The 23995-nt window shown below is 58.7% G+C and carries 20 protein-coding genes and 1 pseudogene; 6 read left to right on the top strand and 15 right to left on the bottom strand.

Going from position 1 to position 23995, the window contains the following annotated elements; translation table 11 throughout:
* Positions 1–306: 306 nt before the first annotated feature.
* The 11 genes from HNQ72_RS28470 to HNQ72_RS28420 form a co-directional block, all read right to left on the bottom strand.
* On the bottom strand, positions 307–1554 hold the full coding sequence (locus HNQ72_RS28470) for a glucarate dehydratase family protein (protein WP_183997744.1): 1248 nt from the start codon (positions 1552–1554) through the stop codon (positions 307–309).
* The gene (locus HNQ72_RS28465) at positions 1541–2350 is read right to left on the bottom strand and encodes a sugar phosphate isomerase/epimerase family protein (protein ID WP_183997742.1); all 810 of its coding nucleotides are present in this window, start codon (positions 2348–2350) and stop codon (positions 1541–1543) included. The genes HNQ72_RS28470 and HNQ72_RS28465 overlap by 14 nt, the downstream gene beginning before the upstream one ends.
* The gene (locus HNQ72_RS28460) at positions 2347–3375 is read right to left on the bottom strand and encodes a hydroxyacid dehydrogenase (protein WP_244654621.1); all 1029 of its coding nucleotides are present in this window, start codon (positions 3373–3375) and stop codon (positions 2347–2349) included. Before HNQ72_RS28460 ends, HNQ72_RS28465 begins: the two co-directional genes overlap by 4 nt.
* Complete coding sequence (locus HNQ72_RS28455; protein WP_183997740.1) at positions 3372–4541, bottom strand: SGNH/GDSL hydrolase family protein; 1170 nt, start codon at positions 4539–4541, stop codon at positions 3372–3374. The genes HNQ72_RS28460 and HNQ72_RS28455 overlap by 4 nt, the downstream gene beginning before the upstream one ends.
* A gap of 15 nt (positions 4542–4556) precedes the next feature.
* The gene (locus HNQ72_RS28450; protein ID WP_183997738.1) at positions 4557–5306 is read right to left on the bottom strand and encodes an SDR family NAD(P)-dependent oxidoreductase; all 750 of its coding nucleotides are present in this window, start codon (positions 5304–5306) and stop codon (positions 4557–4559) included.
* 18 nt (positions 5307–5324) lie between these two features.
* Positions 5325–7655 carry an alginate lyase gene (locus tag HNQ72_RS28445; RefSeq protein WP_183997732.1) on the bottom strand — a complete coding sequence of 777 codons (2331 nt, stop codon included), beginning with the start codon at positions 7653–7655 and terminating at the stop codon, positions 5325–5327.
* Between the two features lie 73 nt (positions 7656–7728).
* Positions 7729–9258, bottom strand: a complete 1530-nt coding sequence (locus tag HNQ72_RS28440; protein WP_183997811.1) for a type 2 periplasmic-binding domain-containing protein — start codon at positions 9256–9258, stop codon at positions 7729–7731.
* A 60-nt stretch (positions 9259–9318) separates the two neighbouring features.
* The gene (locus tag HNQ72_RS28435) at positions 9319–10200 is read right to left on the bottom strand and encodes a carbohydrate ABC transporter permease (RefSeq protein WP_183997730.1); all 882 of its coding nucleotides are present in this window, start codon (positions 10198–10200) and stop codon (positions 9319–9321) included.
* 10 nt (positions 10201–10210) lie between these two features.
* On the bottom strand, positions 10211–11140 hold the full coding sequence (locus HNQ72_RS28430; protein ID WP_183997728.1) for an ABC transporter permease: 930 nt from the start codon (positions 11138–11140) through the stop codon (positions 10211–10213).
* On the bottom strand, positions 11137–12252 hold the full coding sequence (locus tag HNQ72_RS28425) for an ABC transporter ATP-binding protein (RefSeq protein WP_183997726.1): 1116 nt from the start codon (positions 12250–12252) through the stop codon (positions 11137–11139). Before HNQ72_RS28425 ends, HNQ72_RS28430 begins: the two co-directional genes overlap by 4 nt.
* Positions 12253–12286: 34 nt before the next feature.
* Positions 12287–13075, bottom strand: a complete 789-nt coding sequence (locus HNQ72_RS28420) for a GntR family transcriptional regulator (RefSeq protein WP_244654620.1) — start codon at positions 13073–13075, stop codon at positions 12287–12289.
* Positions 13076–13221: 146 nt separating this feature from the next.
* Between HNQ72_RS28420 and HNQ72_RS28415 the strand changes: the two are divergent.
* A pseudogene (locus HNQ72_RS28415) lies at positions 13222–13930 on the top strand (ribonuclease activity regulator RraA).
* 232 nt (positions 13931–14162) lie between these two features.
* Here the strand turns inward: HNQ72_RS28415 and HNQ72_RS28410 are convergent.
* The 4 genes from HNQ72_RS28410 to HNQ72_RS28395 all read right to left on the bottom strand — a co-directional run bounded on the left by HNQ72_RS28410 (position 14163) and on the right by HNQ72_RS28395 (position 18551).
* Positions 14163–15182, bottom strand: coding sequence for a LacI family DNA-binding transcriptional regulator (locus tag HNQ72_RS28410; RefSeq protein ID WP_183997807.1), 1020 nt, complete (start codon positions 15180–15182; stop codon positions 14163–14165).
* Between the two features lie 115 nt (positions 15183–15297).
* The gene (locus HNQ72_RS28405) at positions 15298–16311 is read right to left on the bottom strand and encodes an alcohol dehydrogenase catalytic domain-containing protein (RefSeq protein ID WP_183997724.1); all 1014 of its coding nucleotides are present in this window, start codon (positions 16309–16311) and stop codon (positions 15298–15300) included.
* A 17-nt stretch (positions 16312–16328) separates the two neighbouring features.
* Positions 16329–17099, bottom strand: coding sequence for an L-iditol 2-dehydrogenase (locus HNQ72_RS28400; protein WP_183997722.1), 771 nt, complete (start codon positions 17097–17099; stop codon positions 16329–16331).
* A 138-nt stretch (positions 17100–17237) separates the two neighbouring features.
* Complete coding sequence (locus tag HNQ72_RS28395) at positions 17238–18551, bottom strand: ABC transporter substrate-binding protein (RefSeq protein WP_183997720.1); 1314 nt, start codon at positions 18549–18551, stop codon at positions 17238–17240.
* Between the two features lie 323 nt (positions 18552–18874).
* Here HNQ72_RS28395 and HNQ72_RS28390 point away from each other — a divergent pair, with 323 nt between their 5' ends.
* From HNQ72_RS28390 to HNQ72_RS28370, 5 genes are all read left to right on the top strand, one after another.
* Complete coding sequence (locus HNQ72_RS28390; RefSeq protein ID WP_183997718.1) at positions 18875–19858, top strand: tagatose kinase; 984 nt, start codon at positions 18875–18877, stop codon at positions 19856–19858.
* Position 19859: 1 nt separating this feature from the next.
* Positions 19860–21131, top strand: coding sequence for a D-tagatose-bisphosphate aldolase, class II, non-catalytic subunit (locus HNQ72_RS28385; RefSeq protein WP_183997716.1), 1272 nt, complete (start codon positions 19860–19862; stop codon positions 21129–21131).
* Between the two features lie 79 nt (positions 21132–21210).
* A complete protein-coding gene (locus tag HNQ72_RS28380) occupies positions 21211–22083 on the top strand; it encodes a carbohydrate ABC transporter permease (RefSeq protein WP_183997714.1) in 873 nt (290 codons plus the stop codon).
* Between the two features lie 11 nt (positions 22084–22094).
* Positions 22095–22919: a carbohydrate ABC transporter permease gene (locus HNQ72_RS28375; protein WP_183997712.1), complete on the top strand. Its 825-nt coding sequence runs from the start codon at positions 22095–22097 to the stop codon at positions 22917–22919.
* Positions 22920–22931: 12 nt separating this feature from the next.
* Positions 22932–23936, top strand: coding sequence for an ABC transporter ATP-binding protein (locus HNQ72_RS28370; RefSeq protein ID WP_183997710.1), 1005 nt, complete (start codon positions 22932–22934; stop codon positions 23934–23936).
* The last annotated feature ends 59 nt before the right edge of the window (positions 23937–23995 follow it).

Genomic DNA, 23995 nt, shown 5'->3' with positions numbered 1-23995 from the left:
ATGGATGCAACCGGGCACGGCAGAACTCAAGCAATTCATAGGACAGCGATACATAGCTTAGGCGCGGCAGATAAACTAGGGGGTATTCCTCATGTTTTCATGTCGCCAAGCTTGGGTGTTTAGCCATCTGTTTCTCGCACTATCACCCGGGGGCGCGGTATAGAGTTAAGAAAGCGAAAAATAACAGTCGCTTAGCGAAAGCGGCACGTAGTGATCGAAGGTTCGAGTTAGCTCAAGAGCTTAAGCCGACGATATCCGAGTCAACCGTCTAGTTTTTTCCTAACTGGAACACGAGCGACGGGTCTTCTACCAGCGAGGTACACGCCTTTCATAAGCTGGGTCAAATAGCTTCATGTAGGCAGTGTCGTCGCGCTCCTTCATTGCAGTCTCTTCATACAGAGCAGAGAGCACCGCGAGTTTCTGGCGGTCAAGCGATACGCCAAGACCCGGGCCTATGGGGAGATCCAGCTTGCCGGCCCGGAAAGTAAAGGGTGCACCTTCGATCACATCGACGGCTGTCCACGGATAGTGGGTGTCGCAGTCAAAACTCAGGTTGGGCGTGGCGGCCGCGACATGGATCATGGCCGCAAGGGTGATCCCGAGATGGGAGTTTGAATGCATCGAGACGCCGAGCCCCAGTGTTTCGCATATCTTTCCGAGATGGGTAGAGGCGCGTAGCCCGCCCCAATAGTGATGATCGGAGAGAACGATCTTTACCGCGTTCTTGCGGAAGGCTTCGGCGATCTGGTCGAACTCCAGCACGATCATGTTGGTGGCGAGGGGGATCGGTGTGGCGGCCGCAACCTTTGCCATCTGATCCATGCCGATGACCGGATCCTCAAGATATTCCAGAACGTTTTCGAGTTTGTGAGCGATCTGTATCGCTGTCTCGACAGTCCAGCCGCCGTTGGGGTCGATGCGCAACGGATGATCTGGAAAGGCTTCGCGAAGCTTCAACATCGTTTCGATTTCTAGATCGGGATGCAGAACCCCACCTTTTAGTTTCAGCGATCGGAAGCCATAGGTTTCAACCATCTTTCGCGCTTCGCCGACCATGGCACCCGGTGTCAGCACCTCTCCCCACTCGTCGGGGGTGGCACCGATATGGGCGGCGAACTTGAAGAACAGATAGGCGCTGAACGGGACACTGGATCGAACCGCACCGCCAAGCAGGTCTGCGACCGGTCGCCCGAGCAGCTTGCCCTGAATGTCTAGGCAGGGAACCTCGAAGGCCGAAGTAACCACATCCGTCAGCTTGTGATCGGCTACCGCCGATTTGGCATTGATGCCGCCGCCACCGGGTAATGCGGCAACGACACGAGATTTCAACTCGTGGAGATGAAAAGGATCGAGCCCGATCAGCGCCGGAGCCGCGCGGCGCAAACCGTCCAGTGCCTTGATGCTTCCATAGCTTTCGCCCAGACCGACCGTTCCGTCGTCGCAGATGACCTCGATCACCGTCCGCAAGGCGTAGGGCTGGTGCACGCCTTTGCAGTTGAGGAGCGGTTTGTCCGGGATTGCTACGGGCGTGAGATGGATTTCAGCGATACGCATCAAAAACTCCTTGTTGCCACCAGTTGCGCGCGGTCGTCAGCGCGTCTTCAAGAGATGGCAGTTCGGGATGCCAATGGCGCTCCCATTCGAGACTGAGGGGGATGTGTCGTTCATTTCGTTGAAGCAGCGAGATCAGATCGGCCATGGGAAAATCACCATGGCCGGGCAACACATAATGTCGGCGGCCATCACGATCGACCTTGCTGTCCTTGACGTGCAGATGCACTATGTTTTGTGCGATACCCTCCCAGACGGAATCAAGATCAGTTCCACGAGCCCATGTGTGATGGGTGTCCCACAATATCTTCGCAGTCGGCACAAGTTCGACGAAAGCGACAAGCTGCTCGACATGGGCCAGTGCATCGTGGGTCTCGATCATCAAGTCGACATTGAGCCCGGATGACCGTCGTCTGGCCTGCCAGTCGCCAAGAAGATCGGCGGCGCGCTTTATCTGATCGGCGCACAACTGCTTGCCGCCGTCGAAGATACGCAGATGAGCGACATCTGCCGCCTCTGCCCAGGGTATGAACTGCTCGATGGCTGAAAGGTCGGGGCTTTCGAACAGTTTGATAGATGTATTGAGGGCCACAATCTCGATATTGCGCCCGGCCAGAAAGGCTGCAAGCCCAGCCGGATCTTCGAATTGGGTGGTCAGCGCCGAAATCAGGTCGACAGTGCCGGATAGCGCCCGCAGTTCGACCGCCGTGATATCGTGTCGCTCCGCCAGATCGATGATGTCATGCAGGCTCATTTCCGAGCAGCCGAGTGTCGAGAAACAGTATTCGAATACGCTCATGCCACGCGCTCCAAGTCCTGTTTTATGACAGGGTGAAGCGGAGCAAGACCAGCGACAAACCGTTCAATTTCGGTAATGGCCAAATCGGAAAGCGCTCGCAGTTCGTTGCCCAGCGCACCAGCGATATGCGGCGTAAGCACAACGTTCGGTAGATCGTAGAACGGACTATCCGTCGGCAGGGGCTCCGGGTCCGGTGTATCGATGAGAATACGCAGCCGGCCGGATTGTGCTTCCGCCAGCAAGGCGTCGTGGTCGACAAGCCAACCGCGCGCCGTGTTGATGAGGATTGCCTGATCCGCCATCAGCGCCAGTTCGGCGGCGCCGATCATATGCTGGGTCTCTTGCAGGATAGGCGCGTGCAGCGAAACCACATCGGACCATGCAAGAAGTTCGTGCAGCTCCATTTTATTTGCGCCGAGGGCTGTCGCTTCGTCGGATGAAAGGAAGGGATCGTAAACGGCGATCTCGCATGTGCCGCGCGTGAGCATGCCGATAACCAGACGCCCGATGCGGGAGGCACCGACAATGCCGATCCGGCGGGCATGATTGCCAAGATGGGGCTGATTCATGCCGCGGCGGCTGCCAAAGCCGCCGGTGCCGCGCTCTACCCGATGCTCGTCGCGCAGCCGGAAGACATTCTTGCCGCACATGATGATTGCCGCATAGGTGAACTGGGCCACCGGTACCGCCATGGCAGATGCCGCCGTGGTGACGAGAATATCGGAAGCATCCCAGAATTCCGCGGGGGTAACGGTTCGAACCGAGGATGCCGCATAGGCGACCATCTTGAGTTTTTTCGCGCGTGCAAGGCGTTCCGTTGTCAGGGATGGGGTGCCCCAGGCCGCCAGCAGGATATCGGCCTCGGCCAGAGATTTTGCGCCCTCAACGGTATCGAAATCAGTGTAGGGGAAACCTGGGATGATATCTGTTGCCGCGTTTAATCGCGCCCATTCGCGCGGGCCGAAGAAACCTTGGGGCAGTTCGCTGCGCATCGCGATCAGCAATTTGAGCTTGCAGGTGTTCATGCGCGCACCGGATTTGAGACGGGGCGGATGTCGATGCGCGACACGTCTATCCCGAGCGGCTTCGAACCGGGCCGAAGAATGACGTCGAGATAAAGCTCAGGTTGCGTGCCACCGGGGCGGAGTTTTAGGGGAGGGGGTCGCAATGCACCCTTCCATTGAGTGTGAGGGAAGGCGAAAACGGCGCCATCTTCTGCGCGGAACGGCGCCAACGCGATTGCTTCCTGCCCCTCGGCGGCAACATCCTTCAATCGCAACGAAATGCCGAGAACGTCGTCATGTGCGGGGACGTCTATATCGCAGATCGCCTCCAGCCAGACGCCGGTGCCGGGATGAACAAGCTTACCGCCCAGACTGTGGCTTTGCTGTTCCTTTTCAGTCGTCGTTTCAGCGCCAAGATCCGATGCCAGATTGCCCAGCGGGTTGTTCACGGGGTCGAAGCGATCGTCTCTTGGTAATATGCGGGTGGGCACGCGGGGCACGATCGTTTCGAGATAGTCCGCAAGTGCCTTTCCGACAGCAAAGCCGCCCAGCACGGAAAAATGCGTTCCGTCGTTGGAGTAACCGGCATAGGGCTCGCCGAATTCGCTCTCCGGATCAACCCATGCGGAATTCCAGTCGAAGACATGGCAGTTGGCGTGGCTGGCGGCGAATTCGATGCTTTGACGGTTGATCCAATGCGCCTTTGCCCGCTCCGCGCCACCGGCGGGCCATTTTTCGATGCCGCGGGCAAGGATCGGCAGCAGGATGACTGTTTTGCCAGCGGCGAGCAAAGTCGAGGCGATCCGCGCTCGCGTGTTCGCAATCGTCTGGCGTGTCTCCACCATCATGTCGTTCGTGCCGGCATCAACGACGATCAGGTCGAAATCCGATTGCAACAATCGCGGCAGCCGCCTTTCTATCTCTATCGCCTTCTGACCGGACACTCCGAAATTGAGGCCTGAGAAAAAGCGGCTGACGCCCGGCCGGTTGCTGGGCTCCCAGCCAGGCGGGACGGATGGATCGTGATGCACAGGGCAGGAGAGCCTGCCATGTGACAGGACCTCGGCCCAGCTCATCCAGCCACGAGCCGAAGTCGCCAGCGAAGTTTCGTTGCCGAAATGGTTCTGCTGGACGAGCGAAGTGCCGAGAACGGCAATCCGGCTCGCCCTGGGGTGAGATACGGACATGAGCCTACCGGAATATCAGGAATACAGGACGCCGCCGTTGATGTCGTAGCAAGCTCCGGTGATGTAAGCGGCGTCGTCCGATGCGAGGAAAGCAACCAGGCTGGCAACATCCTCGCTCACGCCTTCGCGCTTCAGAGATGTGGCGCCGGCTACCCGCTCCCGCACTTCTGGTTTGGTGAAGGTGTCGTGAAAAGTTGTCGAGATCATGCCGGGGCAAACGGCGTTGACGCGAATGTCGGGGCCGACTTCCTTGGAAAGGCCGCGGGTGAAGGTCATCACTGCTCCCTTCGATGTCGCATAGGCGATGGCGCCCGGACCGCCGCCATCACGGCCTGCCTGTGATGAGAAGGTAACGATCGCCCCGCCTTTCGCCATTTTTGGCAGCGCAGCCTTGGTTGTCAGGAAAAGCGAGGTCAAGTTGACGTTAAGAACTTGATGCCAGAAGGCCTCATCCATCTCCGCGATCGTCTTGCGTGCAATCATGCCGCCAGCCACGTGGACGAGGCCATGGATAGCGCCGAACTTGTCGGTTGCCGCGGAAATCGCGGCTTCGACTTCGGCTTCATTTGTCAGGTCCGCCTTGATCGCAACAGCGGAGCGGCCGAGTTTTTCGATGTCCGCCACAGCTGCAGCAGCGCCTTCTGCCGCACCATTATAGGTGAGCACGACATTGGCGCCTTCCTGCGCAAAACGGACCGCGCATGCCCGGCCGATATCACGGCCTGCACCGGCGACGACAATGGTCTTGTTGGTAAAACGTTGCATTTGAAAACCTCGCATTGGTTAGAATTGTTTCGGAAGAGAAAGCTTGAAGCGCTCGTCGTCGACATCGCTGAAATAGATGTCCGTCGAAAAACCCTGGTCATCAATGAAGCTGAAGATTCGCTTCGGTTCTGTCAGGCTGTAGGGCACGAGAAGGGTGACGAGGCGATGCCTGGTGGCGGCAGGAACCGTGGCGCAGACGTGATGGTGGATTTCCAGACCCTCGTATTCTTTGGGCTCGATCTCCGGAAAGCCCTCCACGGCCGCGATCTGCGGATTGCCGGCAGAGGAAAAGACGAACTGGCCGTAGAAGCCTGCCTTTTTGCCGTTATAGCGAAAGCTTGAGCGGCCGGTCTGCGGTGCGCCTGTCATGTGGCAGAGCCATTGCAATTCCTGCGGCTCGGTGCATTCCACCTCATCGACAATGACGAAATAGCTGTCGTTGACGAAATGGATCTCGCGCTGCGCCTTGCGCACCAGTGGGTTTGCCATCTGATAGGCGGCTGTTGCATCGCCTAGCATGCGTATATGTCCGGGCTTTTCCTCGACGGAGACGATTCTGCCGGCGGCGCGTCGCGCCAGCGCCTTGTCCTTTTCGGCATACTGACCCTTGCCGCCGATCAAGACCGCATTTTTCGACCGGGTCTGCCGACGCCAGTTGATGTGCATCTGCGAATTGAAGGCGACGTAGTGACCGGACTGGATCGCCAGATCCTCGCCATGGGCATAAAGAACGAAAGCATTCTGATCGCCATGGCTGTGGCTGAGCGAGCCATATGGGCTCGATTTGAAGACGAACTGCAGATGCCGGTCCGGGGCCTCCATCTGTTTCTGGATCGTCACCCAGCCGATATCATCGAAGACGGCAAGCGAAGGCAGATCCGCGGGCGAGGCGGCCTCCACCTGCCGGTAATCGTGACGATAGACGAGATCGTCGAAATTCAGATCCCACCAGCCGTAATTGTAGAAGGCCATCTCGGTTCCGGCCGCATCCTGCCTGATGCGGTCAAAATACCATTGGTAATGTCCGTTGCCGGTGATGCCGGCGAACTGGCGGACATTGTAGCCCACCTTCAGTCCGGGCAGGTCACCCATGGTGGAATCGTCACCGAAATTGGCGCGGCGGGTGCCGGGCGCCTTGGTATAAAGCGGGAACCGCCCGGTGTTCTGGAAGAAAGGCCGCTGGTAGAGGTCATAGCCGATATAGGAACGGATCAGGTTGGCGGCCTCGATGAGATAGGCCATGCCGGTCATCCAGTAGTGCGGACCTTCCGCCCAGCCGCCATCCGTTCCCGCCCAAGGGGAATAGAGGGTGGCTAGAAATTCGACCGTGTAATCGAGCCATTCGCCGGCATCGTCGCTTTCGCCCAGAAGCGAAATGCAGGCCGGTGTCAGCACGGCCGACAGTGAGCGCACCGCGTGGCTGTCATAAGGAAACACATGGATGCGCGCATGGGCAATCACATGGTCTGCGACTTCACGGGTACGGCGCAGGAGAACTGTTCGAACGGTCTCCCGTTCTTCTTCGCTTAGGTGATCATAGAGCCAGTCGTATCCCCATGCCAGGGCGACAACGACGCGGAAACCGGCCTCATCATTATAGGCGCGCGAGGTTGCTCCATTCGGATCCCAAGCGGCAACGGAGAGCAGCCAGTCGCGCGAGGCATCGAGCAAATCCTCCCGCCCCAGAACGCGACCGGCAATTGCCAGATGGCGAATGGCATAGATGACCTCCTGGCAATCGATATACATCTGTCGCCAGAGCGTCGCGACGCGGACGTTATTAGGATAGAGTTGCGGTTCCGGCATGATCGGGCGGTCGAGCCAAGGCTTTACGGATTTCTCGAAGAATTCGGACCATCCGCAATGGTTCGGGTCCTCGGCCACGGCTTGCGAAAACGATTTCAGTTGCTCGGGATTGAGCCAGAGTCGCGGGTGGCTCGTATGGGCCGCGGCATGGCGGGCCGTTCTGCCGGGCACGGGTGTTTTAGGAAGCGCGGCGGTGATCTCGAAACTGCGTACCGCACTCCAGTTCGACAAAGGCTGCGCGGCGGCCTGATCCCAGAGCGCATAACACCAATGATAGTTGCCTTCCGGTAGAACTTCATCCGGGGTGAAGAAATTCCAGGCGAGGTCTTCGAACGTGCGCGTCTTGGGCGCAGCAAATTCGGGGTCTGCCGAGATGCGCAGCACATAGCGGGCACCGTCGTCGATATCGGGAAGCCAGGAAAAACGCGGCGGGTTTTCGGTGGGCGGGGTTTGCTCGCTCGGCACGTAGCCAATGGTCAATGAACCGGGGCGGGGTTCATCGAGATGAGCTTGTCTGGCGATGGCCGAGGCAGAGGGACGCATTGCGCTCTAACTCCTGTATGAAAATCAAAGGGAAAAGGATGGCGGCGACAGGGCCGCCATCGCGATCGAAAGCTTACTGGGCCGCCTTGTACTGGCGGTCATAGGCTGACTGCATGATCTTGATGACCTCGTCGTAACCGAGAGCCGTCAGCCGCTTCTTGTAGGCATCCCAGCCGGTATTGACGTCCTGGGCGCCAAGCACCCATGTCTGCTGCATCTCGGTCATGTAGGTGAGAAGGCTCGGCCAGTAGCGGTCGAAGGTCGCTTTCTCATCAGCGTTCAACGAGACACCCATGAACTCGTCCTTGAGGCAGTTGCACTTGTCGTAGAGGTCGATGCCTTCAAGCGCGATCTTGTTTGTCCACTGGCGCTCGTACTCGTAGTCCATCCAGTATCCGCGCGGGACCTGCGCGCCCACCGCCCAGAGCTGGGCGTTGACCGGATCCTTGTTGTCCAGCACTTCCTTTTTGAACTGCGGCTTGCCGTCGACCATTTCGTAGGTCTTTCCCTCGACACCGAAATTCGACAGCGTGCGCCCCTGCTGGGAGAACCAGAAATCGAAATACTTGATCGTCTCGACAGGATGTTCGTTGGTGGCCGAAATCGCCCATCCGACGGGCTGTACGCGCAGCCGGCGGGAATCCTCGAACCGTTGGCCGGAGGCCGTCTTCGGCGGCAGCATAGGCTTCAGCGCGAAACCTTCGATCTTGGGCGACAACGCGTCGTTATAGGTGGAGGTGCTGGCAAACCAGTCATGGGTCATGCCGCCGAGATCGTTGCCCAGAAGATATTCGCGCGAACGGGCGCCGCGGGTGAAAATCTCCTTGTCGATCAGCCCCTCCTTGTACCACTTGGCGACATTCGAAATGCCGATCTTGTAGTTCTCTTCCGCCCAGGGGTGACGGAGCTGGCCGTCATAGACGGCGAAATCGCCATATCGCTCGGACCCGGAAACGCGTGCGTCCCACAGATTGATGAGCCGGACGGCATCGATTTCCTCGCGCGCAAAATACGGGACCTCGTCCTTTTTGCCGTTTCCGTTCGGGTCCTTGTCGCGGAAGGCCTTGAGAACCTCATAGACCTCTTCCGGTGTTTCCGGTTGTTTCAGGCCAAGTTTGTCCAGCCAATCCTGGCGGATGAACCAGCCGCGAGAGTATTTTCCATCCGGCACATAGGGAATGAAGTAGAGCTTGCCGTCCGGTCCGGAAATCGCGTTGCGGATGTCCTTGTGGCTATCGAAGAACGCCTTGAGGTTCGGAGCGTTTTCCTCGATCAGGTCGTCGAGTGGAATGAACGCGCCTTCCAGCCCGTAGCGGATGAAGTCCTCCTTCAAGCCACCGTTCGCATCGCCGCCTACGATATCCGGGAGATCACCCGAGGCGATCAACAGGTTGAAGGCATCGCGGCTGCTCGTAGTCGCCAGCGACGCGACGTTACGGACGTGGATGTTGGTAATCTCTGCGGCCTTCTGCTCCACAGGCCACTTTTCCGAGTAGACGTATTTATCGCGGAAGTGGAAATGGATGGTCAGTTCCAGAGGGTCTTCGGATATCTTGCCGGCATCCTGTGCGGAGACGGGCAAGGCCATTGTCATGGCTGTCATCAACGCCAGAAGGGGCGCGCCTTTTCGCAGTGTTTTCACAGGTTCTCCTCCCTTGTGCAGCTACTCTTTGACCCCGCCCAGCAGAATTCCCTTGGTGAAATACTTCTGTGCGTAGGGGTAAATGATGAGGACGGGGATGATCGACGCGATCATGATCGCGGAGGTCACCGTCTCGAACGAATAGTGGGCCGTGAGCAGGCTCGATGCGAATTCGTCGTTCGAATTGAGATCGACGATAACGCGCTTGAGATAGACCTGCAGCGGGATTTTCTCTTCGCCACGCAGGAGCACCATGGCCCAGAAATAGCCGTTCCAGCGCGAGACGATGCAGAACAGCGCGACCGTGACGATGGCCGGTTTGGAAAGCGGAATGAATACCTTCCACAGCAGTTGCAATTCGCTTGCGCCGTCCATCTTGGCGGCTTCCTCGAAAGATTTAGGCACCGCCTCGAAGAAGTTGCGCAACAGGATGACATTGAAGGCGCTGGCCGCGAACCCGATGATGATACCGAAACGGCTGTCGAGCAGACCGAGATCCCGCATGTTCAGGAAGAACGGGATCATGCCGGCATGGAACCAGAGCGTGAAGGCGATCGCGATATTAAAGAAGGTGCGGCCGCGCAGGCGTTTGCGCGACAGCGCATAGGCACCGGGGATCATTATCAGCAGGCTCATGAACGTGCCGCCGAACGTGTAGATGAAGGTATTGCCGTAGGCGATCCAGAACATTCTGTCCGACAGAACGTGTTCATAGGCAGCCAGAGTGACATCAACCGGCCAGAGCGTTACGCGCCCGGCAGTCACAGCCGCGCCTGAAGAAATCGAGACGGCGGCGACGTAGATGAACGGATAAAGCGTCGACAGAACGAACAAGCCGAGAAGAATGGCATTGGCCCAGCCAAAGATCTTGTCGCCACGGGAATAGAGATTGAAACTTGCCATCTTCAGCTCCTCACCAAAGCGATGTCGACGAGACTTTTCGGCTGATACGGTTCGCCGAATAGACCAGGACGAAAGCGATCACCGCATTGAACAGGCCGGCAGCCGTTGCCAGGTCGTACTGGGTGCCCTGCAGGCCGGTGCGGTAGATGAATGTCGAGACGACGTCGGCCGACTCATAGGTGGATGGGCGATAGAGAAGGATGATGTATTCGAACCCGACCTCGACCAGATTGCCGATGCGGATGATCAGCATGATCACAATCGTCGGCAGGATGCAGGGAAGGGTAATGCGCCACATCATCTGCCAGCGCGAGGCACCGTCGACACGGGCGGATTCGTAAAGGGTTGGGCTCACACCGGCGATCGCAGCGAGATAGACGATCGATTCGAAACCCGATTCCTTCCAGACCGACGAGCCGATGAAGACGGGGCGGAACCATTCGGGCTGGGTCAAGAAGTAGATAGGCTCTAGACCTATTCCCTTCAGGATAAGGTTGACGATACCGATCGAGGGAGAAAGAAAGTTGATGACAATGCCGGCGACGATCACCACCGAAATGAAATGCGGCAGATAAACGATCGTCTGGGCCCAGCGCCGGCCAACTTCGTTCTGAACTTCGTTGAACATCAACGCCAGAATTATCGGTACGGGAAACGCAAAGATAAGGCCGAGGCCGCTGATGGTGATCGTGTTCCAGAAGGCACGGACGAACATGTCATTCTGGAAAAGCTCCACGAAGTTCGCGAAGCCGACCCATGGGCTTTTCTCGATGCCGCGGAAAATCGAAAAGTCCTGGAAAGCGATGACCAAGCCGTACATCGGCTTATAGAGAAAGAGCGCGAACCAGATGGCCATCGGTGCCAGCAGCAGATAGAGCTGCCAGTCGCGGCGCATATCTCCCCACAGATCCTGGAAGCGTTGCTGATAGGTCTGTTTCATGAGCGCGACCCGCCTGCGGCCTTGAGTGACCGACCGGTTGTCGCGTCGAAGATCTGAATGCGTGTCGTGTCGATGCCGAGTTGAGTGATGCCATTAAGGGCATGATCGGCATAGAGTGTTTCTGCCTTGGCAATGAAGGATTGGCCATCGGCCTTGCCATGAAGCAGAGCTTCTGCGCCGAGGGGCTCCACCAGATCAATACCGCAATTCAAGACCTCACGGCCATCGCCGGTTTTGACCGACATGATTTCGGGGCGCAGACCGAGCTTGATCGTCTGCCCTTCAGTTGCGCCCTTCGCAAAGGCGTCGGGAATGGTCAATCGCTGTCCGGCATTGCCTGGTAATACCGCGCTGACACGGCCATCCCGCTTTTCGACCACCGCGTCGAGAAGGTTCATCGGCGGTGAGCCTATGAAGCTGGCGACGAACGTGTTTGCCGGTTCGAGAAAGACTTCCATCGGCGAACCGACCTGCTCAATATTGCCCCCATTCATGATGACGATGCGGTCGGCAAGCGTCATTGCCTCGACCTGGTCGTGGGTGACGTAGACGCTGGTTGCCTGCATGCGCTTGTGAAGCAGCTTGATCTCGGCGCGCATATGGGTGCGCAGCTTGGCATCGAGGTTGGAGAGCGGCTCATCGAAGAGGAAAATCTTGGGGCGGCGAACGATGGCGCGTCCCATTGCGACGCGCTGGCGCTGGCCACCGGAAAGGTCTGCAGGTTTGCGCGCCAGATATTCCGTCAGGCTTAGAATCTGGGCGGCCTCCGCGACAGCCTTGTCGATCACGTCCCGTTTCTCGCCCCTGACCCGCAGGCCGAAGGCAATGTTTTCCGCCACGTTGAGGTGCGGGTAGAGGGCATAATTCTGGAAGACCATCGCAACGTCGCGGTCTTTCGGGGCGATCTTGTTGACCACCCGGCCATCGATGGAGACGGTGCCGTCGGAGATATCTTCCAGTCCGGCGAGCATGCGCAGCGTGGTGGATTTACCGCATCCCGATGGCCCGACGAGAACCACGAATTCCTGCGGCTGAATGGAAAGATTGATGCCATGGACAACTTCGAGAGCACCGTAGCGCTTGACGACGTCGTTGATTTGAACTGCAGACATGTAAGGCCCCTCCTCAAAAGCCTTGAATGTTCCGTCAGGCGGGGGCCTTGGCTCCTCGTGACACGCGCTTCCTCGTGACGCGCGTGTTGACCTGTTCGATGAAGGTCCAGATTTTCGGGTTCTTGGAGAGTTCTGCGATCTTGGATTCAAGCGAACCGAGATGGCTCTGAATGGCCTCGCGAGCCGCTTCCACGTTACCGGATTCAATCGCGTTGACGATCGCTTCGTGTTCCTCGATCACCTTTTCGGTACGGCGAACCGCAAAAACGCGCTTCAGGTGGCGCATCCGGTCCATTTCGCCTTTCGCCTGATTGACGACGCTCCATGCGCCAGGCAGGCGGGCCGCGGCAAAAATCGTGCGGTGAAACTCTTCGTCCAGCAGGAAGAAATCGGTGAATTCCTCATCCTGCGCAGCAGTGCGCTGCTGGGACAGGCAGGTTTTCAAACGGGCGATATCTTCCAGCGAATGTCGCTTGGTCGCCTCGATAACTGCGCCTTCTTCCAGCTTGAAGCGGATGAAGCAAGCTTCCATGTAGCGCTGCACGTCGATCGGCGAAATATAGGTACCACCTTGCGGGACGACTGTGACGAAACCTTCTTCGGCAAGGCGAATGATGGCCTCGCGCACGGGCGTCTTGCTGACATGCAGCAGCGCAGCGATTTCCTTTTCCGACAGCGCGCGCCCGGGAAGCAGCTTCACCTCGACAATCAGTTTGCGAAGGAGAGCATGGATTCGGTTCGCCATGTTCCCACCCACCGGCAAATCCTGCGGCATCACGAGATCAGACAAGGGCAGCGATGGAAATTCAAGAGCGTTAGACATATCAATTGCCAAACTGAGATATCAGATTTGAACTTGACATATCTGTAGTATTTTTGCGAGTCAAGCTTATGGGTACGGAATATGTGCGTTTGCTCCTGGAATTCACCGGAACCGCTCATCGCCAGAGCCCGCTTCGAGGAGAGACAATGAATCCCGTTACCCGCGAAAAACTGATGGGTGTATCCGTCGCGACGCTTTGCTCGGCGCTTTACAAGCGCGGTCTGAAAAAACAGACGATCCAGGATGTGCGACCAGTCCGCCCGAAAGGGCGCAACATGGTCGGCCCGGCATTCACGCTGCGCTACATGCCGGCGCGCGAGGACCGCAATCCGATGACGGTATTTCGTGATCCCTAACACCCGCAACGCCACGCAATCGAGACCTGCCCGGAAGGTTCGGTTCTGGTGATGGTCAGCCGCAAGGATAAGCGGGCGGCGTCTGCCGGCGATATACTGATCACCCGGCTGATGGTGCGCGGCGGGGCCGGAGTGGTACCGATGGCGGTTTTCGTGACGCGATGACCATCGGAGAGCTGATATTCCGGCCCATCACAACCGCCCCTCCAGCCCGACGAACCTGCCATTGCACGAAGCGATCGACATCAATGTGCCAATCGGCTGCGGCGATGTTGCGGTGTTTCCCGGGGACATCATGGTCGGTGACGACGACAGTGTCATCGTCATTCCGGCGGAAATCGCCGACGAGATCGCCGACGAGGCGGTCGAGATGACTGCATACGAGGATTTCGTCGTCGAGCGGGTGAAGGCCGGCCACACGATCAACGGGCTTTATCCGGCGACCGATGAGAACAATCTTTCTATGCTCGCTGAATGGCGAAAGCTTAAGGGAAGGTAAGGCGCGTCTACGCCCATTTTTATCGAGTTGAATCCATTCGGGTGGCCGTAGCTGCATATGCGATTTGTGACGTTATGCCTATAACACTAAAACCCGGTTCAATTCTCTACTGAATTGTCTGCACCTATCCTAGAAATCACATCATTCAAACGACAGGTCGAAGGTTCAGGTCGGTTCAAGGCTGTGGAACTCACCAGCGCAACGCCCGTGGCTGTTGTTTAGATCCTGCCTGTCATGCAGAGGCTCGGAGCATGAGTTCCGATTTTAGCAGGATCTGGTCTCGGCCGTTCTGAATCTCGCTGTCCTCGACCTTCTCGCCCAGCATCTTGAACAGCAGCCCGATGGCGAGCCTTCCGATGTCGTTGTAGTTCTGCTTCACGGTCGTTAGCGGAGGGCACGCATACTGGGACAGTGGATGGTCATCGTGGCCCGCAATTCTAATATCGCAGTCCGGGCCGTGGCCGACCTTTAAACCCTTTTGCCAAGCGGCCGCGATTACCCCGAAGGCGAGGCGATCGTTGGCACAGACGATCGTCTTGCTTGGGAGCCGCGAAACATTCTCGAAGAGCCGTGCGGCCTCCTCAAAGGCAAACCGTTCGAAGTCCCATGTTGCGGCATCAGAAAGGGTTAGGACCTCAGCAGTCAGGTTTCGAGCTGTCATAGCCTCGAGATAGGCATTGCGGCGCTCGATCGCATTCGTATTCACTTCAGGCATGCCGAAAAAACAGGGGGGCTCGCCGGAACGGCAGAGATAATCGACGATGAGGCCGAAGCTCTGGCGGTTGTCAGTTCCGACATATGCCGCTCCTGTATCCGGTGGCGTATCCACATAGACGATCGGGATGTTCTTCCCGAGCTGGTCCAGCGACGAACTGCCGCCGCTTCGACCGACTGGCGCAACGATCGCACCCGCGACGTTCATCGATCGAAACGTCTTCACCGCCTCATCTTCGACGTCGGCGCGCCCATCGGAGGACAATAGCAGCGCGAGGAAGCCGGCTTCGCTGGCAATGATTTCAATGCGTCGCGTGAGCGCCATGAAGAATGGGTCGAGCGTGCTCGGTACGACGATCCCGATGATGTTGCTCCGGCGGCGGTTTAGGTTGACCGCGAACATGTTCGGCTTGAAACCGGATTTTTTCAAAGCCTCCTCGATCGTGTCGCGTGTCTTTTTGCGGACCGACGATGGATCGTTGAAGTACTTCGAGACCGTGGGACGAGAGAGCCCCACGAACTCGGAAAAGTCTTCCATCGTCTTGATCGGTCTTGGCACTTCACGCTCCGTGTTAGCTACGCCGTTTCTTTTAACATCGGGCGGCCGCTATGGAAGCCCGATGTCTCTTCGCACGGTCAGCGGCAGGTAGGCTTCACACTGATACGAATTGCACCTTCATCGTCGCTGGGTCGGATGGCTTGGCCAGGAAGAACGGCAACATGTCCTCAAGGGGAAGCTTGTGGCTCACGAGCCGAGCGATGCTGCCATCATCGGCGCTGAGGATATCGAGCGCTTCGGGAATGTTTCGGTTCAGGGAATGCGAGCCGACGATCTTCAGTTGTCGCCGGAAGACTTCGAACGGGTGTATGGAAACTGTAGCCGAAGGTGGGCAGACACCGAACAGAAGCGCAGTGCCGCCATCGGCCACGAGATCTATCATGTTCTCCACCACGGCCGGAACACCAGTCGCGTCGGCGACGAAATCGAACACGTGCCTTTGCGATGACAATGCACCTGAACCGGAAACAGCGGTTTCCAGACCAAGTGAGGACGCGAACGCGAGCCTGCTCTCGTTGACATCGGCCATGGTGACGCTTCCTGCGCCGCGAGCCTTGAGCGACAGGCCGAGGAGAAGACCGATCGGCCCAGCGCCGAAGATCACGGCCCGCTCCGGCGGCCGTTCACCGGGTCCAATCCCGGCGGCGCCCAGACCGTTCAGGGCGCAGGCGAGGGGTTCCGCAAGGGCGGCGGCTTCAAATGGCATGTCGCCGATGTCGTGCAACTGATCGCAGCGGACGACACTGTATTCTCCGAAACCTCCGTCATGGGTCACGCCATAGGCCTTCAGGTCCGAGCAGAGATTGCTGAGACCTCTGCGGCAGGAGATGCAGACACCGCATGGAAGATTGGGATCGACCACCACGCGGTTGCCGACAGCGAACCCGGATGTTCCTGAACCCAATGCGACGATCTCACCAGCATACTCATGTCCGGGGATTACCGGGAAGCCGCCTGGGCCATACCGGGCATGGAGTACGTCGATATCCGTGTGGCACAGGCCGGAAGCCCGCACCCGGATCAGCGCATGTCCCTCGGGGACGGTTTCGCGGACAGGGAGCTCGGCCAGAACCGCCTCTCCCTTTCCGATGAATTGAATGGCCTTCATGGTTCTTAACTCCCGTGTCAGCTCATCCAGTTTCCGCCGTCGACATTGTAGGTCTGGGCGAGGATGTAGTCACTGTCGGAGGAGGCGAGAAAGAGAGCCAGCCCTTTGATGTCGTCTGGGGTCGCAAAGCGACCGATCGGCACGGATTTCGCGACCTGCGCCTTCTTCTCGCCCGGCTTCAGGCCTTCCCATTCCGCAAACTTGGCGTCGACCACATCCCAATGTTCGCCATCGACCACGCCCGGCGCGATCGCGTTGACGTTGATGCCGTGCTTGACGAGGGCGAGTGCCGCGGACTGGGTGGCAGAGATGATTGCGGCTTTCGAGGCGCAATAAAGGGTCACCAGGGCTTCGCCGCGGCGGCCAGCCTGGCTTGCCATGTTGATGATCTTGCCACCGCGCTTGCGGTCGATCATGACGTTGGAGACCGCGCGCATGACGAAGAGCGGCCCCTTGAGGTTCACGTCCATGACGCGCTGATAGCTGTCTTCGGTAATCCCGTTGATCGGCCCCATGTCGAAGATCGCGGCGTTGTTGACAAGGATGTCGATGCCGCCGAACTCTTCGTCGACAGCCTTCACCACGCGGTCTATGTCGGCGACATTGGTCACGTCGAGCTTGACCGCCTTGGCGGCAGAGCCGATTCCGGACGCGGCTTCGGTTGCTCTATCGATATTGATGTCCGCGATGACGACCTTTGCGCCTTCGGCCGCGAATGCTTCGGCGAAGCCAAGGCCGATGCCTCTCGCGCCACCGGTGATGAAGGCAACCTTGTCTTTCAGTCTCATAGTGATGTCTCCAGCGGCCACACTCCCATCGGGAGATGCCGTCCATGGTTCATGTTGCAAAAGGATGCCCCGATGCCCGACGGCCTGAGCCGCCGGACACCCTCGGGAGGGCCCGCCCCGAAAGGCAGGCCTTGAGTGCTACTTGATATAGCCGGCGCGCGTCATGTCGCGGGTCACCTGGGTCTGGGCCGCTTCCAGCGTGGCATCGACGGACTGTTGTCCGGCAAGCGCCGCGCTGATCTGCTGGCCGACGAACGTGCCGATTGCCTGGAATTCAGGAATGGCGACGAACTGGACGCCGGTATAGGGCACCGGATCCTTGGTCGGCTTCGACGGGTCAGCAGACATGATCGCCTCGAGAACCGTCGCCGCGAATGGTGCTGCCTTCTGGTATTCCGGCAGGGCATAGGTCGACTTGCGGGTGCCCGGAGGAACGGCAACCCATCCCTCGGATTCACCGACCAGCTTCACATAGTCCTTCGACGTTGCCCATTTCAGGAACGACCGCGCAGTCTCACCCTTCTTGGTCGTCGCCGGGATTGCAAGGTTCCACGACCACGACCAGCTCGAACCGGCGGGGGTGACAGCGACAGGAGAGCGGGTGAATGCCACCTTGTCCGCGACCTGGCTCTGCTTTGGATCATAGACGCGGCCTGCTGCCGATGTCGCATCGATCCACATCGCGCACTTGCCGGTGGCAAATAGCGTCTGGTTTTCGTTGAAGCCGTTGGCGGTTGCACCCTGCGGACCGTATTTGCCCAGCAGTTCCACGTAGTCGGTGGTCGCTTTCTTCCACGGCTCGGAATTGAGCTGTGGCTTCCAGTCCATGTCGAACCAGCGGCCGCCATAGGTGTTCACCATGGTGCCGAAGAAGGCCATGTTCTCGCCCCAACCCGGCTTGCCACGAAGGCAGATGCCATTCTGGCCCTTCGACTTGTCGGTGAGCTTGGCGGCGTATTCCTTGATCTGCTCGTATGTCGGTTGGTCGGGCATCTTGATGCCGGCAGCTTCGAACAGGTCCTTGCGGTAGAGAGTGAACGAGCTCTCCGTATAGAACGGGACCGCATAAAGCTTGCCGTCGACCGTCAGGCCCTTCTTGATGGGGTCGAGCAAGTCATTGTAGTCGTAATCGTCGCCGAGGTCGTCGACGGCTGAAAGCCATCCGGACTTGCCCCAGATCGGTGCCTCGTATCCGCCGATGGTCATGATGTCGAACTGGCCGCTACCCGTCGCAATGTCCGTCGTCACGCGTTCACGAAGGACGTTTTCTTCCAGGACGACCCAGTTGATCTTGTTTCCCGTTTCCTGCTCCCACTTGGTGGACAGCTTCTGCATGATGATCATGTCGCCGTTGTTGACGGTCGCAACCGTGATCTCTTCGGCATGAGCCATGCCGGCGATGAGACCGCAGCCGACGACAGACGACAAAAGAATGCTGGTCTTCACACTCATGACAATCTCCTCCATTGCGAGTGTTGGTGCGTAAAGCTTACGCATGTAAACTTTTATTGCCTCGCTGAGGCTTTCTGTCAAGCCGTAGACCGCCGAGAAATTGCCAATGGATAAAGCGGAGAATGCAGGAAAATGCCGAAATCGCTTACGCAGCAATCTCCAAGGCGCTGATTCCGTTTGCTGTTTTTCAATTTTCTATCCCAACTTCGCTGCATTGCAAAACTTTACGTGCGTTAAATTTAGTTGACTTGCGGTTTCCTCCCTTTTATTGCTGCGCGAAGTCTGAGGCTTGGTCCGCAGGCCGCGAGCATTTGGGAGGAACCATGAAAATCGCATCCCCTTTGGCCCCTGAAGCGCTTGGGCCGACGATCACGGCGGGCGAGATCCTGGTGGAGATCATGTCGACCTCCATCGGGGCCGGCTTCATGGAGCCGCAGTCGCTGATCGGACCGTTTCCAAGCGGCGCTCCCGCAATCTTCATCGATCAGGTTGCCAGACTTGGAAGCCCCGCCGGAATCATCTCAGCCGTTGGCGAGGATGACTTTGGCCGCCTGAACATCGAGCGGCTGAAGCGGGACGGCGCCGATGTCACTGCGATCGAGATCCTGCCCGACATGCCGACGGGAAGTGCATTTGTGCGATATCGCGAGGATGGTGCACGTGACTTCGTCTTCAATATCGCCAAGTCCGCGTCCGGCATGATCCGCATGACCGAAAATGCAAGGACGTTGATCGGGCGGGCAGGGCACGTGCATGTCATGGGATCGGCCTTCGCTATTCCGGGCATCGCCGAGATCCTGATGGAGGCGGTCGCCGTGGTGAAGTCGCGGGGCGGCTCGGTGTCCTTCGATCCGAATATTCGCAAGGAACTGCTCGCCGGGCAGGAGGACGCTCGCAGGCGGCTGGACCAGATCCTTGCAGTCACCGATCTGCTTCTGCCGTCGGGTGAGGAGCTCGCTATTGCCGCAGGTGTCGATGACGAGGCGGAGGCTGTCGGCAAACTTCTCTCATCCGGTGTCGCGGAGATCGTTCTCAAGCGCGGCGCGAAGGGTTCATCCTGTTTCGTCGCGGGGCAGCATTTGGATTGCCCGGCCTTCATTGTCGAAGAAGTCGATCCGACCGGGGCAGGCGACTGTTTCGGCGCGACCTACGTCACTTGCCGTCGGCAGGGGAAATCTCCCGAGGATGCACTTCGATACGCAAACGCTGCAGGAGCGAGAACGGTTACGCGCCGGGGCCCGATGGAGGGTGTCTCCAGCTTCGCGGAACTAGACGAATTCATCCACGCCAACCGATCGGACAACTGACATGAGCAAGTATCTCCTGGAACTGGCCGCAGCGCGCGTAAAAGGATCTCCCTTCGGAATCACATCCGTATGCTCGGCCCATCCGGTCGTTCTGCGAGCGGCAGTTCGCCGTGCCCGCGTCACCGAAAGTCATGTTCTGATCGAGGCCACCTGCAACCAGGTGAACCATCTGGGGGGCTACACCGGAATGACGCCCGCCGATTTTGTTGATCTCGTCGGGAAAATCGCGGACGAGGAAGGGCTGCGCCGCGATCTGGTGATCTTCGGCGGCGATCATCTTGGTCCGAACCCTTGGCGCAAGCAGCGCGCCGAGGAGGCTCTGTCCAAGGCGCGCGACATGGTTCGAGCCTATGTGGCAGCAGGGTTCAGCAAGATCCACATCGACACCTCGATGGGATGTGCCGGCGAGCCGATCGCGCTCGGTGACCGGACGATTGCCGGGCGTGCTGCCGATCTGTGCGCAATCGCTGAAGAGACCGCGAAGGCAGTGGGCCTGCCCATGCCGGTCTATATTCTGGGGACCGAAGTCCCGGTGCCGGGCGGCGCGGATCACGTACTCGACACCGTGGAGCCGACGTCGCCGGATGCTGCCCGTGCGACGATCGGGATCCACCGGGAGATATTCGAGGCTGCGGGGCTTGGCGATGCGTTCGAGCGGGTTCTGGCATTCGTCGTCCAGCCCGGCGTCGAATTCGGTAGCGAGAACGTCATCGTCTACGATCCGCCCAAGGCCGTGTCGCTGGCCGCGGTCCTTCAGGACGATGACCGGCTGGTCTTCGAGGCTCACTCCACGGATTATCAGCCAGAGGAAGCGCTCGCTTCGCTGGTGAAGGATGGATTTGCGATTCTGAAGGTCGGTCCCGGACTGACGTTTGCCTATCGCGAAGCGCTTTACGCTCTCGACATGATCGCATCGGAACTAGCGCCGTCCTACGGCGCGCGTCCGCTGGCCGCGACGATGGAAAAGCTCATGCTCGAACACCCGGATGACTGGCAGGGTCACTACCATGGCGACGAGGCCGCGCTCCGTCTCCAGCGACACTACAGCTACAGCGACCGGATCCGCTATTACTGGAACAGGCCGGAAGCCGCCGCGGCCGTCGATGCCTTGGCCAAGGCACTGGAGGGCAGGCGGATCCCAGAGCCCCTCCTGCGTCAGTATCTGCCGCAATATGCACTGACTGATGCGTCCGGAATGCAGGACATCCTCATCGCTGCCGTCGATGAAGTCCTGGGCGTTTATGACCGCGCGGCTCGCCCCGACGCCGTCTGAATCCTTTTGCAACCGTGAAAATGTTTCGATGTCTGCTCATTGGCAGACATCCCAGTCTTCTCCGGGGAGGTTTTTTAAGATGGCAACGCAGAACACCAGGACGTTGGCACGCCTTATGATGGCGCCCTCCGTCGTCGTTCTTCTGATCTGGATGGCCGTACCGCTCGCAATGACGCTGTACTACTCCTTCCAGAACTACAACCTGCTGACGCCGATGAATGTATCGTTCGCAGGCTTCTTCAATTACCAGTATTTCTACACCGATCCGGCCTTCTTCCAGTCGATCTGGAATACGTTGCTGCTGGTTCTCGGCGTGCTGGCCATCACCGTCATCGGTGGTACCGCGATCGCGCTCCTGATCGACCAGCCGATCTTCGGCCAGGGCATCGTCCGCATCCTGGTGATCTCGCCCTTCTTCGTCATGCCGCCGGTAGCTGCCTTGATCTGGAAAAACATGATCATGCATCCGGGTTATGGTGTGTTTGCCGATATCGCCAAATTCTTCGGGCTGCAGCCGATCGACTGGTTCGCCCAATATCCGCTCTTCTCGGTTATCATCATCGTCGCCTGGCAATGGCTGCCTTTTGCGACCCTGATCCTGCTCACCGCTCTGCAGTCCCTCGACAGCGAGCAGCGTGAGGCAGCAGAGATGGACGGCGCCAACTTCTTCAACCGCTTCATCTACCTGACGATCCCGCATCTTTCGCGTGCCGTCACGGTCGTCATCCTGATCCAGACGATCTTCCTGCTCGGCATCTATGCGGAAATCCTCGTCACCACCAATGGCGGACCGGGCTACGCATCGACCAACCTCACCTTCCTGATCTACCGCACCGCGCGTCTCGGTTACGACGTCGGCGGCGGTGCGGCAGGCGGTATCATCGCAGTCGTTCTCGCCAATATCGTCGCCATCTTCCTGATGCGCGCCGTCGGCAAGAACCTGGACAAGTAGGAGAGAAGATCATGGCTCGTTCAGTTTCCACCGGAGCTAAGATCGGCTGGAGCGTTGCCGCCTGGGTTGTGGCGCTCCTCATCTTCTTTCCGATCCTCTACGCGATCATCACCAGCCTGAAGACGGAGCAGGAAGCCATTGCCGGCTTCTCGCTCATCCCGTCCGGCACGTTCGAGAATTACGTCACCGTTCAGACGCAGCGCGATTACTTCAAGCCGTTCATGAACTCGGTGATCCTCTCGGTCGGTTCCACCATCCTGGCGCTGATCATCGCCATCCCGTCCGCCTGGGCCATGGCATTCGCCCCGACCAAGCGGACGAAGGACATCCTCATGTGGATGCTCTCGACCAAGATGATGCCCTCGGTTGCGGTTCTTCTGCCGATCTTCATCATCTTCCGCACCTTCGGCCTGCTCGACAGCCGCGTCGGCCTGACCATCATGCTGACGCTGATCAACCTGCCGATCGTCATCTGGATGCTCTACACCTATTTCCGCGAAATTCCTGGCGAGATCCTGGAAGCGGCCCGCATGGATGGTGCAAGCCTCTGGAAAGAGATCGTCTATGTGCTGACCCCTATGGCGGTTCCGGGCATTGCCTCGACCCTGCTTCTCAACATCATCCTTGCCTGGAACGAAGCGTTCTGGACCATTCAGCTGACGACCACCAATGCGGCGCCGCTGACGGCCTTCATCGCCTCCTTCTCGTCACCTCAGGGGTTGTTCTGGGCAAAGCTTTCGGCAGCTTCGACCATGGCGATTGCGCCGATCCTCATCCTCGGCTGGTTCAGCCAGAAGCAACTCGTTCGCGGCCTCACGTTTGGCGCGGTTAAGTAAGGAATTCCGATCATGGGCAGCATTACACTCAGACAAGTCCAGAAGCATTTCGGCGAAGCCAAGGTCATCCCGTCGGTCGATCTGGAAATCAAGGAAGGCGAATTCGTCGTCTTCGTCGGTCCTTCGGGCAGCGGCAAGTCCACGCTCCTGCGCCTGATCGCCGGCCTTGAAGACCTGACCGGCGGCACCATCACCATCGACGGCAAGGATGTCACGGAAGCGGCCCCCGCCGCCCGCGGCCTCGCCATGGTCTTCCAGTCCTATGCGCTCTACCCGCATATGAGCGTCAGGAAAAACATCGCCTTCCCGCTGAAGATGGCGAAGATGGAACAGTCGGCGATCGACAAGAAGGTCGAAGCCGCCGCCAAGGTTCTGAACCTCACCGACTATCTGGAGCGCCGCCCCTCGCAACTTTCCGGCGGTCAGCGCCAGCGTGTCGCGATCGGTCGCGCCATCGTCCGCGAACCCTCCGCCTTCCTCTTCGACGAACCGCTCTCCAACCTCGATGCAGCTCTGCGCGGCACGATGCGTCTCGAGATCAGTGATCTTCACAACCAGCTGAAGACGACGATGATCTATGTCACCCACGACCAGATCGAAGCCATGACCATGGCCGACAAGATCGTCGTGCTCAATCGCGGCAATATCGAACAGGTCGGTTCGCCGATGGAACTCTATCTGACGCCGCGCAACCTGTTCGTGGCGGGCTTCATCGGCTCGCCGCGGATGAACCTAATCACCGGCGACTATGCCAGGTCCAAGGGTGCGACCACCGCCGGCATCCGTCCCGAGCACCTGACGCTGTCGAAGGAGAGCGGCACCTGGAAGGGCAAGGTCACCGTTGCCGAACATCTCGGCGCCGACACCTTCCTGCATCTCGATGTCGAAGGCATCGGCCAGATGACCGCACGCGCCAGCGGCGAGTTCGGCGCCCATCACGGCGACACCGTCTACCTGACGCCGGATGAAACCAAACTGCACCGTTTCGACGACAAGGGCCTTGCTATCAGGGCCTGATGGATCCTACCGGTTTGGGAAGTCGGGCCGACGAGATTGAGGCGTCTGCATCCGGAGAC

Source organism: Aliirhizobium wenxiniae (assembly GCF_014201355.1).
Taxonomy (GTDB): Bacteria; Pseudomonadota; Alphaproteobacteria; order Rhizobiales; family Rhizobiaceae; genus Neorhizobium; species Neorhizobium wenxiniae.
This window is presented reverse-complemented; position numbering and strand designations above follow the sequence as displayed.